The organism is Streptomyces sp. NPDC019937 (genome assembly GCF_040631655.1).
Classification (GTDB): Bacteria; Actinomycetota; Actinomycetes; order Streptomycetales; family Streptomycetaceae; genus Streptomyces.
On record NZ_JBEYAL010000032.1, the window covers coordinates 100,402 to 116,536 of the forward strand.

Annotated in this window: 13 protein-coding genes; 6 read left to right on the forward strand and 7 right to left on the reverse strand. The window is 72.6% G+C overall.

Going from position 1 to position 16,135, the window contains the following annotated elements:
- Positions 1-27: 27 nt before the first annotated feature.
- A complete protein-coding gene (locus ABZ562_RS29035) occupies positions 28-1,434 on the forward strand; it encodes a DUF2637 domain-containing protein (RefSeq protein ID WP_361485149.1) in 1,407 nt (468 codons plus the stop codon).
- A gap of 64 nt (positions 1,435-1,498) precedes the next feature.
- On the opposite strand, the gene lysS is transcribed toward ABZ562_RS29035, so the two are convergent.
- Complete coding sequence (gene lysS, locus ABZ562_RS29040; RefSeq protein ID WP_055556155.1) at positions 1,499-3,250, reverse strand: lysine--tRNA ligase; 1,752 nt, start codon at positions 3,248-3,250, stop codon at positions 1,499-1,501.
- A 167-nt stretch (positions 3,251-3,417) separates the two neighbouring features.
- On the opposite strand from lysS, the gene argS reads away from it, so the two are divergent.
- Positions 3,418-5,205, forward strand: coding sequence for an arginine--tRNA ligase (argS, locus tag ABZ562_RS29045; RefSeq protein ID WP_361485151.1), 1,788 nt, complete (start codon positions 3,418-3,420; stop codon positions 5,203-5,205).
- Positions 5,206-5,268: 63 nt separating this feature from the next.
- Here argS and ABZ562_RS29050 read toward each other — a convergent pair whose 3' ends face one another.
- Positions 5,269-6,771, reverse strand: a complete 1,503-nt coding sequence (locus tag ABZ562_RS29050) for an alpha/beta fold hydrolase (RefSeq protein WP_361485153.1) — start codon at positions 6,769-6,771, stop codon at positions 5,269-5,271.
- Positions 6,772-6,982: 211 nt separating this feature from the next.
- Here ABZ562_RS29050 and ABZ562_RS29055 point away from each other — a divergent pair, with 211 nt between their 5' ends.
- Both ABZ562_RS29055 and ABZ562_RS29060 read left to right on the forward strand, forming a co-directional pair.
- Positions 6,983-7,570: a hypothetical protein gene (locus ABZ562_RS29055; protein WP_361485155.1), complete on the forward strand. Its 588-nt coding sequence runs from the start codon at positions 6,983-6,985 to the stop codon at positions 7,568-7,570.
- Between the two features lie 115 nt (positions 7,571-7,685).
- On the forward strand, positions 7,686-8,351 hold the full coding sequence (locus tag ABZ562_RS29060) for a nucleoside/nucleotide kinase family protein (protein WP_361485157.1): 666 nt from the start codon (positions 7,686-7,688) through the stop codon (positions 8,349-8,351).
- Positions 8,352-8,418: 67 nt separating this feature from the next.
- Here the strand turns inward: ABZ562_RS29060 and hemB are convergent, their stop codons facing one another.
- Genes hemB through ABZ562_RS29085 form a run of 5 tightly spaced genes read right to left on the reverse strand, consistent with a single transcriptional unit; the run spans position 8,419 to position 14,366 of the window.
- The gene (hemB, locus tag ABZ562_RS29065) at positions 8,419-9,423 is read right to left on the reverse strand and encodes a porphobilinogen synthase (protein ID WP_361485159.1); all 1,005 of its coding nucleotides are present in this window, start codon (positions 9,421-9,423) and stop codon (positions 8,419-8,421) included.
- A complete protein-coding gene (locus tag ABZ562_RS29070) occupies positions 9,420-11,081 on the reverse strand; it encodes a bifunctional uroporphyrinogen-III C-methyltransferase/uroporphyrinogen-III synthase (RefSeq protein ID WP_361485161.1) in 1,662 nt (553 codons plus the stop codon). Before ABZ562_RS29070 ends, hemB begins: the two co-directional genes overlap by 4 nt.
- Positions 11,078-12,043 carry a hydroxymethylbilane synthase gene (hemC, locus tag ABZ562_RS29075; protein ID WP_361485163.1) on the reverse strand — a complete coding sequence of 322 codons (966 nt, stop codon included), beginning with the start codon at positions 12,041-12,043 and terminating at the stop codon, positions 11,078-11,080. Before hemC ends, ABZ562_RS29070 begins: the two co-directional genes overlap by 4 nt.
- On the reverse strand, positions 12,040-13,542 hold the full coding sequence (hemA, locus tag ABZ562_RS29080) for a glutamyl-tRNA reductase (RefSeq protein ID WP_361485165.1): 1,503 nt from the start codon (positions 13,540-13,542) through the stop codon (positions 12,040-12,042). Before hemA ends, hemC begins: the two co-directional genes overlap by 4 nt.
- Positions 13,539-14,366 (reverse strand): redox-sensing transcriptional repressor Rex, encoded by an 828-nt coding sequence (locus ABZ562_RS29085; protein ID WP_361485167.1) that lies wholly within the window; start codon positions 14,364-14,366, stop codon positions 13,539-13,541. Before ABZ562_RS29085 ends, hemA begins: the two co-directional genes overlap by 4 nt.
- 362 nt (positions 14,367-14,728) lie before the next feature.
- On the opposite strand from ABZ562_RS29085, the gene ABZ562_RS29090 reads away from it, so the two are divergent.
- Positions 14,729-15,007 (forward strand): glutaredoxin family protein, encoded by a 279-nt coding sequence (locus ABZ562_RS29090; RefSeq protein WP_361485168.1) that lies wholly within the window; start codon positions 14,729-14,731, stop codon positions 15,005-15,007.
- A gap of 114 nt (positions 15,008-15,121) precedes the next feature.
- Entirely contained in the window at positions 15,122-16,045 is a 924-nt protein-coding gene (locus ABZ562_RS29095) for an HAD-IB family hydrolase (protein ID WP_055555871.1), read from the forward strand.
- Positions 16,046-16,135 lie beyond the last annotated feature (90 nt).

A 16,135-nucleotide genomic window follows, 5' to 3' on the forward strand; every position in this document is an offset into this window, starting at 1 on the left:
ATCGCCAAGGACGGGGAGGGATCGCGGGTGGCCGCGATGCAACTGACACGAACGCATCGAATACTCGTCGGCGTGGTCGTCGCCGGGGCGGTGGTGATCGCCGCGATCGGTTTCGCGGGGTCCTACTCCGCGGTCCGCGACCTCGCCGAGAAGAAGGGCTTCGGCGCCTTCTCCAACGTCTTCCCCATCGGGATCGACGCCGGGATCTGCGTCCTGCTGGCCCTGGATCTGCTGCTGACCTGGATCCGCATCCCCTTCCCCCTGCTGCGCCAGACGGCGTGGATGCTGACCGCGGCCACCATCGCCTTCAACGGCGCCGCCGCCTGGCCGGACCCGATCGGCGTCGGCATGCACGCCGTCATCCCGGTGCTCTTCGTGGTCTCCGTCGAGGCCGCCCGGCACGCGATCGGCCGGATCGCCGACATCACCGCCGACCGGCACATGGAGTCGGTCCGCCTCGTCCGCTGGCTGCTGGCGCCGCTCCCGACCTTCCGGCTGTGGCGCCGGATGAAGCTGTGGGAGCTGCGCAGCTACGACGAGGTCATCCAGCTGGAGCAGGACCGGCTGGTCTACCAGACCCGGCTGCAGGCCCGCTACGGGCGGCAGTGGCGCCGCAAGGCCCCGGTGGAGGCGCTGATGCCGCTGCGGCTGGCGCGCTACGGGGTGCCGCTGTCCGACACCGCCCCGGCGGGCCTCGAGGCGGCCGGGCTGGAAGCGAGCGCCTTCTCCCCGGCCGCGCTGCCCTCGGGCACGCCGGGCGCCCCGGGGAGCGGGGCCGGGCGGACGCCGGACATGGCGTACCCGGGGATGCCGCAGGGCGGCTACGGCGCGCCCGACGGCACCGGCTTCGCCGCCGGTCCCGGGCAGCAGCACCCGCAGCAGGCACAGCCGCAGCAGCCCCAGCAGCCGCAGGAGCTGCCCCTGTCGCTGCCGCTGCCGGTCTACCAGCAGCCGACGGCGCAGGACCACGACGGCCGGGGCGCCGTCCCGTACGACCCCGCCGCCTCCCACCATCCGGCGCAGCAGGAACAGCAGCCCGGTCAGCCCGGTCAGCCGCAGGTCACCGTCCCGGTCGGGCCCGGCCGGGTCCGCCAGCTCGGCGGGCAGGGCATGGGGACCGCGCAGGGCGCGTACGTCCCGGAGCAGCGCGGCCAGGAGCAGCGCGGCCAGGAGCAGCCGTACGTCGAGCACGAGCAGCCGGAGGCGCCCGCCGCCGCGGCGATGCCGGACGACGTGCCGCGCGACGACGTGTTCTACGCGACCTACCGCCAGTACCTCGCCGACAACGGGCGCTTCCCCTCCGCGTACCAGTTCGGGCAGCGGCTGCGGGAGGCGTACGGCGTGGCCGACCTCAGCAACGCCGAGCTGTCCGGCTACGTGAACGACTACAAGGACCGCTACCGCACGGAGATGCAGGCGGAGCACATCCCGTAGGCCCCACGCTCCCTGGACGAGGCCGGGCGGGCGTGCGGCCCGCCCGGCTCGGGGATCTCCCGGCTCAGGCCGCGAGCAGCTTGCGCACCCGGTCCGCCCCCACCGCGAGCAGCAGGGTGGGCAGCCGCGGCCCGGTGTCCCGCCCGACCAGCAGCTGGTAGAGCAGCGCGAAGAACGCCCGCTGCGCGACCTTCAGCTCCGGCGTCGGCTTGGCGTCCGCCGACAGCCCGGCCTGGAGCTTCGGCACGCCGTACACCAGCGTCGTCAGCCCGTCGAGCGACCAGTGCTCGTCCAGCCCGTCGAGCAGCAGCCGCAGCGACGCGCGCTCGGTCTCGCCGAGCGAGGCCAGCAGCTCGGTGTCCGGCTCCTCCCGGACCCGGGTGCGCTGCTCGGCCGGGACCTGGGTGGTGATCCAGCGCTCGGCCCGGTCGAGCCGCGGCCGCGTCTCGTCCAGGGACTTCACCGGGTTCGCCGGGTCCAGCTCGCTGAGGATGCGCAGCGTCTGCTCGTCGTGCCCGGTGGTGATGTCCACCACGGAGGCGAGCATCCGGTACGGCAGCGGGCGCGGGGTGCGGGGCAGCTCACCGGTGGCGGTGCCGGTCGCGCGGCTGTACGCGGCGGCGTCCGCGGGCTGCGCCGAACCGTCGTTGATCTTGCGCTCCAGGGCGTCCCACTCGTCGTAGGTGCGCTGGATCTCCTGATCGAAGGCGATCTTGAAGGACTGGTTCGGCCTGCGGCGCGCGTACAGCCAGCGCAGCAGCGGCGCCTCCATGATCTCCAGCGCGTCGGCCGGGGTCGGCACGCCGCCCTTGGAGGAGGACATCTTGGCCATGCCGCTGATGCCGACGAACGCGTACATCGGGCCGATCGGCTGGTCGCCGCCGAAGACCTCGCGCACGATCTGCCCGCCGACCACGTAGGACGAGCCCGGCGAGGAGTGGTCGACGCCGGAGGGCTCGAAGACGACGCCCTCGTAGGCCCAGCGCATCGGCCAGTCGACCTTCCAGACCAGCTTGCCGCGGTCGTGCTCGCTGAGCAGGACGGTCTCGCCGTGGCCGCAGGCGCAGGTGTAGGCCAGCTCGGTGGTCTCGTCGTCGTACGAGGTCACGGTCGTCAGATCGCGCTCGCAGACCGAGCAGTACGGCTTGTACGGGTAGTACCCGGCGGCGCCCGCGCTGCCGTCGTCCTCGGCGGCCGCGCCCGAGCCCTCGGCGGCCTCCAGCTCGGCCTCGTCGACCGGCTTCTGCTGCTTCTGCTGCTGCTTCTTCGGGGCCGGCTTGTCCTTCGTGCGGTACCGGTCGAGCACGGCGTCGATCTGCTCGCGGTGGCGCATCGCGTGCAGGATCTGCTCGCGGTAGGCACCCGAGGTGTACTTCTCGGTCTGGCTGATGCCGTGGAACTCGATGCCCATCGCACGCAGCGCCTCGATCATCGGCGCCTTGAAGTGCTCGGCCCAGTTCGCGTACGCCGAGCCGGGCGGGGCCGGGACGGAGGTCAGTGGCTTGCCGATGTGCTCGGACCAGGACGGGTCGATCCCGGCCGGGACCTTCCGGTACCGGTCGTAGTCGTCCCAGGACAGGATGTGGACGCAGTCGTATCCCCGGCGCCGGATCTCGTCGGCGACCAGGTGCGGCGTCATGACCTCGCGCAGATTGCCGAGGTGGATCGGGCCGGACGGGCTGAGGCCCGAGGCGCAGACGATCGGTTTGCCGGGCGCGCGTCGCTCCGCCTCGGCAATGACCTCGTCCGCGAAACGGGAGACCCAGTCGGTCTCGGTGCTCTGAGCCACGGTCGGCACTTCCTTCCTTGCGGTCATGGCACCGACCATTGTCCCAGACGGAGGAGGCGCCTTCGGGGCTGCCCACAGGCTGTCGGAATCCACGGCGAAGTTGTCCACAGCTCGGGAAAAGGGTTGGACGGCCCATGAAATACTGGGGTGGCCAGATTGGTAACCCAGCCCTCTATAGGAACGGCACCTCACCCATGGCCTCGGTCCCCTCCCTTGCCGCTTCGGTCCACCAGCGCATCGCGAACGCCCTCACGGCTGCCCTGCCGGAGGCCGCTTCCGCGGATCCGCTGCTGCGACGAAGCGACCGGGCCGACTTCCAGGCCAACGGGCTGCTGGCGCTGGCGAAGCAGCTCAAGGGCAATCCGCGCGAGCTGGCCGCCAAGGTCGTGGAGCGCCTTCCGGTCGCCCCGTCCTCCGCCGACCCCGACCCGGTGATCGCCGACATCAAGGTCTCCGGCCCCGGCTTCCTCAACATCACCGTCGCGGACTCCGCCATCACCGCGACCCTCGCCGCGCGCGCCGCCGACGACCGGCTCGGCGTCCCGTTCGCGGCGGACGCGGGCACGACCGTGATCGACTACGCCCAGCCGAACGTGGCGAAGGAGATGCACGTCGGCCATCTGCGCTCGGCGGTGATCGGCGACGCGGTGGTCAGGATCCTGGAGTTCACCGGCGAGAAGGTGGTCCGGCGCCATCACATCGGCGACTGGGGCACCCAGTTCGGCATGCTCATCCAGTACCTGATCGAGCACCCCCACGAGCTGGACCACCGGGACGCCGCCTCCGGCGAAGAGGCGATGTCCAATCTGAACCGGCTCTACAAGGCGGCGCGCGGCCTCTTCGACTCCGACCCGGAGTTCAAGGAGCGGTCCCGGCGGCGGGTGGTGGACCTGCAGGCCGGGGACGAGGAGACGATCGCCCTGTGGCGGAAGTTCGTGGACGAGTCGAAGATCTACTTCTACTCGGTCTTCGACAAGCTCGACATCGAGATCCACGACCCCGACGTGGTCGGCGAGTCCGGTTACAACGACATGCTGGCCGAGACCTGCCGCCTGCTGGAGGAGTCCGGCGTCGCGGTCCGCTCCGAGGGCGCGCTGTGCGTCTTCTTCGACGACGTCAAGGGCCCGGACGGAAACCCGGTGCCGCTGATCGTCCAGAAGTCCGACGGCGGCTTCGGCTACGCCGCCACCGACCTGTCCGCGATCCGCGACCGGGTGCAGAACCTCCAGGCCGACACCCTGCTGTACGTGGTGGACGCCCGGCAGTCGCTGCACTTCAAGATGGTCTTCGAGACCGCCCGCCGGATCGGCTGGCTCAACGAGAGGACGCACGCCGTCCAGCTCGCCTTCGGCACGGTCCTCGGCAAGGACGGCAAGCCGTTCAAGACCCGTGAGGGCGAGACGGTCCGGCTGGAGGACCTGCTCGACGAGGCGACCGAGCGGGCCGCGGCCGTGGTCCGGGAGAAGAGCGAGAAGCTCGGCCTCACGGAAGCGGAGATCCTGGAGCGCGGCGGCCAGGTGGGCATCGGCGCCGTGAAGTACGCCGACCTGTCCACCTCCGCCTCCCGCGACTACAAGTTCGACCTCGACCAGATGGTCTCGCTCAACGGCGACACCTCCGTCTACCTGCAGTACGCGTACGCCCGCATCCAGTCCATCCTGCGCCGCGCCGACGAGACGCAGGCCCCGGTCCCGCACCCGGAGCTGCCCCTCGCCCCCGCCGAGCGGGCCCTCGGGCTGCACGCGGACCAGTTCGCGGAGACGCTGGCCGAGGTGTCCGCGTCGTACGAGCCGCACAAGCTGGCCGCGTATCTCTACCAGCTGGCCTCGCACTTCACCACCTTCTACGACCAGTGCCCGGTCCTGAAGGCGGAGGGCGGCCCGGCCGAGGTCGAGAACCGGCTCTTCCTGTGCGACCTGACCGCCCGCACCCTGCGGCAGGGCATGTCCCTGCTGGGCATCCGCACCCCCGAGCGCCTCTGAGTGCCCCCGCACAGCCCTGCGCGGCGGTCCCGGTCGTCATGACCGGGACCGCCGCGCGGCCGTTTACGGCGCTTCCTCCGGCGCCGGACAGGACACATCGCCCGCGGGCCGCTCGCCGCGCACCAGGTAGTCCGTCACCGCGCGGTCCGCGCAGGAGCTGGTGTACGGGGCGGGGACGTAGGCCGCGCCGTGCCCCGTGGAGTCGACGCCGACCATCCGCGCCCGGTCACCGAAGGCGCGGCGCAGATTGAGCGCCCCGCTGTAGGGGGTGGCCACGTCGTGGCGGTTCTGGACGAGCAGCACATTGGACGGGCCCCGGTCGGTGATGCGGACCGGCTTGTCCTGGGGCTTGTCCGGCCAGAAGGCACACGGCGTGATGTTCACCGGCATGCCCGCGGTGAGCGGGTGGGAGGCGCGGCCGGCGGCGACATCGCGGGCGTAAGCCGAGACCGACCTCGGCCACTCCACGTCGTTGCAGAGGGTCGCGTACGACACCGCCGCGGCGTCCTGCGTCATCCGCCCCGGCGTCTCGGCAGGCGCGTGGCCGTCCCGCACGCTCTTGATGAAGGGGGCGAGGTCCTTGAAGTTGTTCTGGGAGTACAGGGCTGTCAGCACGCTCTGACGGAACATGGTGCCGTCCAGCGCGGGCTGGTCGGCCCCGTCCCGGGGCAGCGGCTCGGCGTCCAGGCGGGCGGCGAGGTCCAGGACGACGCGGCGCACCCCGGCCGGGGTGTCGGCAAGGCGCTCTGCCTCGGGAAGGGAGGACGCGAACGTCGCGAAGGCGGGGAAGCTGTCCTCGACCCCGACCGCGAGGTTCGCCAGCCAGCCGCGCTCCACCCGTGTCGGGTCCGGGTCGTCGTTGCTGTCCAGCACCCAGCGGTCGGTGCGCTCCGGGTACAGCTGCGCGTACACGGATCCCACGTACGTCCCGTACGAGGTGCCCCAGGCCGACAGTTTCCGCTCGCCGAGCGCCCGGCGGATGCTGTCGATGTCGCGCGCCTCGTTGACGGTGGAGAGGCTGCGCACCAGATCGCCGCCGTTGCGGGCGCAGGCGTCGGCGATGCGGCGGGCGGTGGCGACGTTCTCCGTGATCTCCCCGTCGGCCGCGGGCCAGGGGCGGGCGCGGGCCAGGGACAGGTCCTCGTCCGCCAGACCGCAGTCCGCGTGGGTGGACCCGCCCAATCCGCGCGGATCGAAGCTGACCAGGTCGTAGGCGTCCCGGACCGGCTGGGGAAGCCGCTCGCCGTAGGTGGTGGGCCGGTTCAGGCCGGACCCCCCGGGGCCGCCGGGGATCAGCAGCAGCGTGCCGCGGCGGGCGTCGGGCCGCTCGCTGCGGACGCGGGAGACGGCGAGCGTGATCCGCTTCCCGTCCGGGTCGTGGTAGTTCAGCGGCACGGAGAGCGTGGCGCACTCCTGGCGGGCGTCGTGGTCCTCGCCGTCGCACGTCCCCCAGGCGAGGGGCGGCGACGCGGCCTTGCCCTCGCTCGCGTCGGCGGAGGACACGGTGGCCAGGACGGAGGCGGTGGCGGCGGTGGCGACGGCCAGCGCGGCGGTCTTGCCGGTCATCAGTGGCATGGGAGGAGCCTGTCCGAACGGGACGCGCGTGCCCATCCGGTCACCCGGCCGGTGGGCGCTGCGGATATCCCCACCCGTAGGGGATGTCAGGCCCCGACCGTCCCCTTTGCGACAGATTCCCCGATTGGGGACAACCCCCGGCCCCCATGGCCCGTCAAACCTCATGCATCATCCGTCAATCGAGACCCTTGGGGGTAAGGACATGCGACGGTGGGGAACCTCGCTCGCGGCGCTCGTGCTGGCAGGCGCCGGACTGGCGGTGACGGCCGGAACGGCGGAAGCGGCGCGGGCCACCGGTGCGGGCACGGCCGCGGCGTGCGCGACCGGCTGGGGCAGCGGCGAGAAGACGGCGCCCTCCGGCAACCACAAGCCGCTGGAGAACATCAGGACCGGCCGGCACGAGTGCTTCGACCGCATGGTCTTCGACGTGAAGGGCGCCACCGCCACCGACCGGGTGCGCTTCGACGTGCGGTACGTCGACGCGCTGCACCAGGACGGCTCCGGGGAGCCGATCCCGGTGAACGGCGGGGCGATCCTCGACATCCGGGTGGGCGCGCCCAGCTACGACTACGAGGCGGGCCGGAGCACGTACCCGGGCAAGGCCCGGCAGCAGCTGCCGGGCGTGGACGTCACCGGCTACCGGACCTTCCGGGACACCCGCTACGCCGCCAGCTTCGAGGGCGACACCCAGATCGGCCTCGGGGTGCGGGCGCGGCTGCCGTTCCGGGTCTTCCAGTCGGACGGCAAGGTGATCCTGGACGTGGCCCACTCCTGGACGGCCGCCCGCTGAGCGGCGGCGGGGAGCCCGGTCCGGCGGTGGCCGCTCGCCCACCGCCGCCGACGGCCGCGTACGCTCACACGGCGGACCGACCCCGCCCCGACCGGACTCCCCGAAAGCGCCCGCCATGACTCCTGAGCAGCTCCTCGAGCGCGCCCGGCGCCTGGCCGACTCAGGCCACCGCCGGCTGCTCGGCATCGCCGGACCGCCCGGGGCCGGCAAGACCACCCTCGCCGCGTACCTGGTCGACGCCCTCGGCCCCGACCGCGCGGTCCTGGTCCCGATGGACGGCTTCCACCTCGCCGACGTCGAGCTGCGCCGCCTCGGCCTGCTGGACCGCAAGGGCGCCCCGGAGACGTTCGACCCGTACGGGTACACCGCCCTGCTGCGGCGCCTCACGGACCCGCGCCCCGGCGAGCCGGTGTACGCGCCGGGCTTCGAACGCGAACTGGAGCAGCCCATCGCGGGCTCCATCCCGGTGGCTCCCGAGGTCCCGCTCGTCGTCACCGAGGGCAATTACCTGCTGCTGGACGACGCGCCCTGGCGCCCGGTCCGCGACCTGTTGGACGAGACCTGGTGGGTCGAGCTGGACAGCGAGGAGCGGGTACGGCGGCTGATCGACCGCCACGAGCGCTTCGGCAAGGCCCCCGCCGAGGCCCAACGCTGGGTCCTCACCTCCGACGAGGCCAACGCCCGCCGCGTCACCCCGGGCCGCGACACCGCCGACCTCGTCGTCACCTTCGCCGCAGGCCGCGCCCCGCGCCCCACGGACGGGCCGGGCTCACCGGCATGAGCCGGATGCGCGCACGCGGACGGGCCGGATCCGCGTGGATCCGGCCCGTCCCGCTGTGCTCGGTGAACTACTCGCCGCGGTTCAGCCGCTGCGCGACCTCCGTTGCCCAGTAGGTGAGGATCATCCCCGCGCCCGCGCGGCGGATGGAGGTCAGGGTCTCCATGATGGCGCGGTCGCGGTCGATCCAGCCGTTGGCGGCGGCCGACTCGACCATCGCGTACTCGCCGGAGATCTGGTACGCGGCCACCGGCACGTCCACCGCGTCCGCGATCCGCCGCAGGATGTCCAGGTACGGCAGCGCGGGCTTCACCATGACCATGTCGGCGCCCTCGGCCAGGTCCAGCTCCAGCTCGCGCAGGGACTCGCGGGCATTCGGCGGGTCCTGCTGGTACGTCTTGCGGTCGCCCTTCAGCGACGAGCCGACCGCCTCGCGGAACGGGCCGTAGAAGGCGGAGGCGTACTTGGCGGTGTAGGCGAGGATCGACACGTCCTGGTACCCGGCACCGTCCAGGGCCTCGCGGATCACGCCGACCTGGCCGTCCATCATGCCGCTCGGGCCGACCGTGTGGACGCCCGCGTCGGCCTGGGCGCGGGCCATCTCGGCGTAGCGCTCCAGGGTGGCGTCGTTGTCGATCCGGCCCTCGGCGTCCAGGACGCCGCAGTGGCCGTGGTCGGTGTGCTCGTCCAGGCACAGGTCGGACATGATCACCAGGTCGTCGCCGACCTCGGCGCGCACGTCCCGGATGGCGACCTGGAGAATGCCGTCCGGGTCGGTGCCGGGGGTGCCGACGGCGTCCTTCTTGGCGTCCTCCGGCACCCCGAACAGCATGATCCCGCCGATGCCCGCCGCGACCGCCTCGGCCGCGGCCTTCCGCAGGGAGTCCCGGGTGTGCTGGAGGACGCCCGGCATCGACTGCAGCGGCACCGGCTCGCTCACGCCCTCCCGCACGAACGCGGGCAGGATCAGCTCGGCCGGGTGCAGCCGGGTCTCGGCGACCATGCGCCGCATCGCCGGCGTGGTGCGCAGCCGGCGCGGCCGGGCGTCCGGGAAGCTGCCGTACCTCGTGCTCACGAGCGTGCCCTCCTTCGCGATCCGGGCCGTCGCTCACTCGGGCGGGTGACCGGGTCCCCGGCCTCGACCGCGGCCTGGCGCCGCGCCGCGCCGAAGTCCGCGAGCGCCTCGGCCAGCTTGAGCACCGAGGGCTCGGGCGACAGCACGTCCACCCGCAGGCCGTGCTCCTCCGCGGTCTTCGCGGTGGCCGGGCCGATACAGGCGATGACAGTGACGTTGTGCGGCTTGCCCGCGATGCCGACGAGGTTCCGCACGGTGGACGACGAGGTGAACAGCACCGCGTCGAACCCGCCGCCCTTGATCGCCTCACGGGTCTCGGCCGGCGGCGGCGAGGCGCGCACGGTGCGGTACGCGGTGACGTCGTCGACCTCCCAGCCCAGCTCGATCAGCCCGGCGACCAGGGTCTCGGTGGCGATGTCGGCACGCGGCAGGAACACCCGGTCGATCGGGTCGAAGACCGGGTCGTACGGCGGCCAGTCCTCCAGCAGCCCGGCCGCGGACTGCTCACCGCTGGGCACCAGATCCGGCTTCACACCGAATTCGATCAGCGACTTGGCGGTCTGCTCGCCCACCGCCGCGACCTTGATCCCGGCGAACGCGCGGGCGTCGAGCCCGTACTCCTCGAACTTCTCGCGCACCGCCTTGACCGCGTTGACCGAGGTGAAGGCGATCCACTCGTAGCGACCGGTGACCAGGCCCTTGACCGCGCGCTCCATCTGCTGCGGAGTACGCGGCGGCTCGACGGCGATCGTCGGCACCTCGCTGGGCACCGCGCCGTAGCTGCGCAGCTGGTCCGAGAGCGAGGCGGCCTGCTCCTTGGTGCGCGGCACCAGGACCTTCCAGCCGAACAGCGGCTTGGACTCGAACCAGGACAGCTGATCGCGCCGCTCGGCCGCGCCGCTCTCGCCGACGACCGCTATCACGGGCTGCGAGCCCTGCGGCGACGGCAGCACCTTCGCGGACTTCAGCACCTGCGCGATCGTGCCGAGCGTCGCCGTCCAGGTGCGCTGCCGGGTGGTCGTACCGGCGACGGTGACCGTCAGCGGGGTGTCCGGCTTGCGGCCCGCGGACACCAGCTCGCCCGCGGCGGCCGCGACCGTCTCCAGGGTGGCGGAGACGACGGCCGTCGCGTCGGACGAGCCGACCTCGCTCCAGCAGCGCTCATCGGCGCTGCGGGCGTCCACGAAGCGCACGTCGGCGCCCTGGGAGTCCCGCAGCGGCACACCCGCGTAGGCGGGCACGCCCACCGCGGACGCGACACCGGGGACCACCTCGAAGACGATGCCCTCGGCGGCGCACGCGAGCATCTCGTCGGCGGCGTTCCCGTCGAGGCCGGGATCGCCCGCGACCGCGCGGACGACCCGCTTGCCGCCGCGCGCGGCCGCCATGACAAGATTGGTGCTGTCCCGGAGTACCGGGACCTCGGCGGTTCCTGACGACGCATCAGGGGCCTGCCCCGGCGTGCCTTGAGCCTCCGCGGCCACGCCCGGCCTGACGTGCGTACGCACCACGTCGAGCACCTGCGGGTCGGCGATCAGCACGTCCGCGGCGGCCAGTGCCTCCACGGCACGCAGCGTCAGTAGGCCCGGATCTCCTGGGCCGGCACCGAGGAAGGTGACGTGCCCGCAGCCGGGGTGATTAGGGGCGTTGGGGTTCAAAGTGCTCGCTCCCCCATAAGACCGGCCGCACCCTTGGCAAGCATCTCGGTGGCGAGTTCGCGACCGAGGTCCGCGGCCTTGTCGGGCGACGCGGGTACGGGACCGGTGGTGGACAGCTGCACCAGCGTCGAGCCGTCGGTCGTGCCGACGACGCCGCGCAGGCGCATTTCGGTGACAACCTGACCGTCGCCCAACAGGTCGGCCAGCGCCCCCACAGGTGCGCTGCAGCCGGCCTCCAGGGCGGCGAGCAGGGAACGCTCGGCGGTCACGGCGGCCCGCGTGTGCGGGTCGTCGAGTCCGGCGAGCAGGGCAGTCATCTCCGCGTCGGCCGCGGCACATTCGACTGCCAGGGCCCCCTGGCCGGGGGCGGGCAAAACATGGTCGGCGTCGAGGAGCTCGGTCGCCTCGCCGATCCGCCCGAGGCGGATCAGCCCGGCGGCGGCGAGCACCACGGCGTCCAGTTCACCGGAGCGGACGTAGCCGATCCGGGTGCCGACGTTGCCGCGGATCGGCACCGTCTCGACATCGAGCCCGAACGAGCGCGCCCAGGCGTTCAGCTGCGCGGCGCGGCGCGGCGATCCGGTACCTATCCGGGCGCCGGGCGGCAGCTGTTTGAAGGTGAGGCCGTCGCGCGCGATGAGCGCGTCCCGCGGGTCCTCGCGCCGCGGTATCGCGGCCGGCGTCAGACCCTCGGGCTCGGCGGTCGGCAGGTCCTTCAGCGAGTGGACGGCGAAGTCGATCTCGCCGCCCAGCAGCGCCTCGCGCAGCGCCGAGACGAAGACGCCGGTGCCGCCGATCTGCGCCAGGTGCTCGCGCGAGACGTCCCCGTACGTCGTGATCTCGACCAGCTCGACGGGGCGGCCGGTCAGCTCGCGCACCGCGGCGGCTATCAGGCCGGACTGGGCCTTGGCGAGCGCGCTGCGGCGGGTCCCCAGCCGCAGCGGGGTGGCGGGGGCGGTCATGCCCGGCCTCCCTTCGGGTCGTTCGGTTCGGCGGCGGCCGCCGGGCCCGAGCCGCTGGTGTCGGCCCGGCTGACGGCGGCAACCGCCTGGGGGTCGAGGTCGAAGAGCTCGCGCAGCGCGTCCGCGTATCCCGCGCCGCCCGGGGTGCTCGCCAGCTCCTTGACCCGCACGGTGGGCGCGTGCAGCAGCTTGTCGACGACCCGGCGCACGGTCTGGGTGATCTCCGAGCGCTGCTTGTCGTCCAGATCGGGCAGGCGTCCGTCGAGCCGGGCGATCTCACTCGCGACGACATCTGCCGCCATGGTACGCAGCGCGACCACCGTCGGCGTGATGTGCGCGGCGCGCTGGGCCGCCCCGAAGGCGGACACCTCGGCGGAGACGATTCCGCGGACCGTGTCGACATCGGCGGCCAGCGCGCCCGCGGAGGGGCCCGAGTCGTCGTCAGGGGTGGCGGCCGCCTCGGCGAGGGACTCGATGTCGACCAGCCGCAGCCCCTCGATCCGGTGCGCCGCCGCGTCTATGTCGCGCGGCATCGCCAGATCCAGCAGCGAGACGGTGGCGTCGCGCCCGCCGGAGGGGCAGCCCGCCCGCTGGCTGAGGGCGGTGCGCAGATCCTCCTCGGTCAGTACCAGGCCGGTCGCGCCCGTACAGGAGACGACGATGTCGGCGTGCGGCAGCTCGCCCCCGACCCGGTCACGCGGCACGGCGCGGGCGATCAGCCCGGGCCGCCGCTCCGGGGCGGCCTCGCGCGCGGCGTCGGCCGCCCGGTCGGCGACGGCGACGTCAGCGCCCAGCCCGGCGTGCTGACCCGCGAGCGACTCGGCGAGCCGCAGGGCCCGCTCCAACGTCCTGTTGGCGATCACCAGTTCTGCCACACCGGCGCGCGCCAGGGTCGTCGCGGCCAGCGAGGACATCGATCCGGCGCCGATCACCAGCGCACGCTTCCCGGCCGCCCACGCCGCCACCGGCTCGCCCCCGGCCAGCTGCTCCAGGCCGAAGGTCACCAGCGACTGCCCGGCCTTGTCGATCCCGGTCTCGCTGTGCGCCCGCTTGCCGACCCGCAGCGCCTGCTGGAACAGGTCGTTCAGCATCCGGCCCGCGGTGTGCAGCTCCTGGCCGAGCGCGAGCGCGTCCTTGATCTGGCCGAGGATCTGGCCCTCTCCGACGACCATCGAGTCCAGCCCGCAGGCCACCGAGAAGAGGTGGTGGACGGCCCGGTCCTCGTAGTGGACGTAGAGGTACGGGGTCAGCTCGTCCAGGCCGACACCGGTGTGCTGGGCGATCAGGGTGGACAGTTCGGCCACTCCGGCGTGGAACTTGTCCACATCGGCGTACAGCTCGATCCGGTTGCAGGTGGCCAGCACCGCGGCCTCGGTGGCCGGATCGGCGGCGAGCGTGTCCTGCAGCAGCTTCGCCTGCCCGTCCCCCACCAGGGCGGCGCGCTCCAGCACGCTCACGGGCGCGCTGCGGTGACTCATTCCGACGACGAGGAGACTCATGCCGGCATCACGGCGGGCACATCCCCGTCAGGTCCCTGCCGGCTGCCGTCGCCGGACGCACCGGCGGCGGGGCGGTCCGTGGCGGCGGAGGGCCGCTTGGGCGTCGTGGCGACACCCGGCTCACCGGTTCCGGCCGTCTCCCGCTCGGGCGGGGTGGCCTCCTCGCCCGCCTTGCGCTGCTCATGGAAGGCGAGGATCTGCAGCTCGATCGAGAGGTCGACCTTACGGACGTCCACACCCTCCGGAACGGACAGCACGGTGGGCGCGAAGTTCAGGATCGAGGTGATCCCGGCCGCGACGAGGCGGTCACAGACCTGCTGGGCGGCACCGGCCGGGGTGGCGATGACGCCGATCGAGACCCCGTTGTCGTCGATGATCTTCTCGAGCTCGTCGGTGTGCTGCACCGCGATCCCCGCGACCGGCTTCCCGGCCATCGCCGGATCGGCGTCGATCAGCGCGGCGACCCGGAAGCCACGGGAGGCGAAGCCGCCGTAGTTGGCGAGCGCGGCGCCGAGGTTGCCGATACCGACGATCACGACCGGCCAGTCCTGGGTGAGGCCGAGCTCCCGCGAGATCTGATAGACGAGGTACTCCACGTCGTAGCCGACACCCCGGGTGCCGTACGAGCCGAGGTACGAGAAGTCCTTGCGCAGCTTGGCCGAATTGACCCCGGCGGCGGTCGCGAGTTCCTCTGAGGACACCGTGGGCACCGAACGCTCGGAGAGCGCGGTCAGGGCGCGCAGATACAGCGGTAGCCGGGCGACGGTGGCCTCGGGGATTCCTCGGCTTCGGGTCGCCGGTCGGTGAGTTCGGCCAGTTGCCACGGTGCTCCTGCGGGTAGAGCGGGGCTGCGGGCGGCCGAATGGCGTGAGGCCGCCCCATCGACGCCAGGCTATGTCTTTGTGAACGCGTGCACAAAGATGGTGTCCGCTTTGTCCGAGCAAAGTGACCGGTGTCACGCACCTTTTCGACCTGGCCACGGAACCACCACCAGCGTCGCACCGTTCCCCATGGAAGCGCGCGCACCACTGGGACGCCGAGGGGAGCACGGGCCCTCACTCCTCACCGCTTTCCCCCCGGACAGCAACAAATCGCCCACGATCGTAAACCGGCCCGGCGCCCGCCGCCGAACTCACCGGGAGAGCCTGGGACGAGGCGCACAGGAGACGGGGCGCACAATGGGGCCATGAGTCCGCTGTTGCGCCGTAGCCCCCGCAAGAAGCCCAGCGAGCGCACGGTGACACTGATCGGCAAGCCCGACTGTCACCTCTGCGAGGACGCCGAGGCCGTGATCGAGAAGATCTGCGGCGAGCTGGGCACCCCCTGGGAGAAGAAGGACATCACCCAGGACGAGGAGCTGTACCGCGCGTACTGGGAGCAGATCCCGGTGATCCTCGTCGACGGCGCCCAGCACGACTTCTGGCGGGTCGACCCGAAGCGGCTGCGCGCCGCCCTCGGCGGCTGACGTCGGCCACCGGCCGCTCTCGGCCGTCCGCGCCCGGCCCCCTTTCGCGTAACCTGAATCCGCGCGACACCCGGGCGTAACGGGAAGCACCGCGGGCGTGGCTATGCTCGCTCCATGGCCGCACTGGGATGGTTCACCCGACGTCGACAATCCGCCACGGAGCGGAGCGTCCTCGCCGGAGAGGCATCGGCCGAGGCGGCACGCAAGTCGTCGGCCGAGACTCCCCCGCCACAGACCGCCGCCGAGCCGGAGTTCCCCGTGGTCGGGGACGAGCAGGCGGCCGCCTTCTTCGACCTGGACAACACGGTCATGCAGGGCGCCGCGCTCTTCCACTTCGGCCGCGGCCTCTACAAGCGGCATTTCTTCCGCAAACGCGAACTGGCCCGCTTCGCCTGGCAGCAGACGTGGTTCCGGATGGCCGGGGTCGAGGACCCGGCCCACATGGAGGACGTGCGCAGCAGCGCGCTGTCGATCGTCAAGGGCCACCGGGTCGCCGAGCTGATGTCGATCGGCGAGGAGATCTACGACGAGTACATGGCCGACCGCATCTGGCCCGGCACCCGCGCCCTCGCCCAGGCCCACCTGGACGCCGGGCAGCGGGTGTGGCTGGTGACCGCGGCCCCCGTCGAGACCGCCACGATCATCGCCCGGCGGCTCGGACTGACCGGGGCCCTGGGGACGGTGGCCGAGTCCGTCGGCGGCGTGTACACCGGCAAACTGGTCGGCGAACCGCTGCACGGCCCCGCGAAGGCGGAGGCCGTACGGGCGCTGGCGGCGGCCGAGGGGCTGGACCTGAGCCGCTGCGCGGCGTACAGCGACTCCTCCAACGACATCCCCATGCTGTCGATCGTCGGCCACCCGTACGCCGTGAACCCCGACGGGCAGCTGCGCAAACACGCCCGCGAGCGGGGCTGGCGGCTGCGCGACTACCGCACCGGCCGCAAGGCGGCCCGCATCGGCATCCCGGCCGCGGCCGGTGTCGGCGCGGTGGCGGGCGGCACGGCCGCCGCCGTGGCCCTCCACCGCCGCAGGCGCTAGTGACCTGAGTCGGAGGTTTGTCGTTGGTTCGGTATGAGTCGTCCGGGTCCGAAGATTCCGCCGTTGTCACTGACTGATGCCCAGCGGGCG

What these genes read in the sequence shown, in the direction of transcription:
- hemC (WP_361485163.1), bottom strand. Translation starts at nt 12,043, where the DNA reads ATGACCGCCCCCGCCACCCCGCTGCGGCTGGGGACCCGCCGCAGCGCG.
- hemA (WP_361485165.1), bottom strand. Translation starts at nt 13,542, where the DNA reads ATGAGTCTCCTCGTCGTCGGAATGAGTCACCGCAGCGCGCCCGTGAGC.
- ABZ562_RS29055 (WP_361485155.1), top strand. Translation starts at nt 6,983, where the DNA reads ATGCGACGGTGGGGAACCTCGCTCGCGGCGCTCGTGCTGGCAGGCGCC.
- argS (WP_361485151.1), top strand. Translation starts at nt 3,418, where the DNA reads ATGGCCTCGGTCCCCTCCCTTGCCGCTTCGGTCCACCAGCGCATCGCG.
- ABZ562_RS29050 (WP_361485153.1), bottom strand. Translation starts at nt 6,771, where the DNA reads ATGACCGGCAAGACCGCCGCGCTGGCCGTCGCCACCGCCGCCACCGCC.
- ABZ562_RS29095 (WP_055555871.1), top strand. Translation starts at nt 15,122, where the DNA reads ATGGCCGCACTGGGATGGTTCACCCGACGTCGACAATCCGCCACGGAG.
- ABZ562_RS29060 (WP_361485157.1), top strand. Translation starts at nt 7,686, where the DNA reads ATGACTCCTGAGCAGCTCCTCGAGCGCGCCCGGCGCCTGGCCGACTCA.
- lysS (WP_055556155.1), bottom strand. Translation starts at nt 3,250, where the DNA reads ATGACCGCAAGGAAGGAAGTGCCGACCGTGGCTCAGAGCACCGAGACC.
- ABZ562_RS29090 (WP_361485168.1), top strand. Translation starts at nt 14,729, where the DNA reads ATGAGTCCGCTGTTGCGCCGTAGCCCCCGCAAGAAGCCCAGCGAGCGC.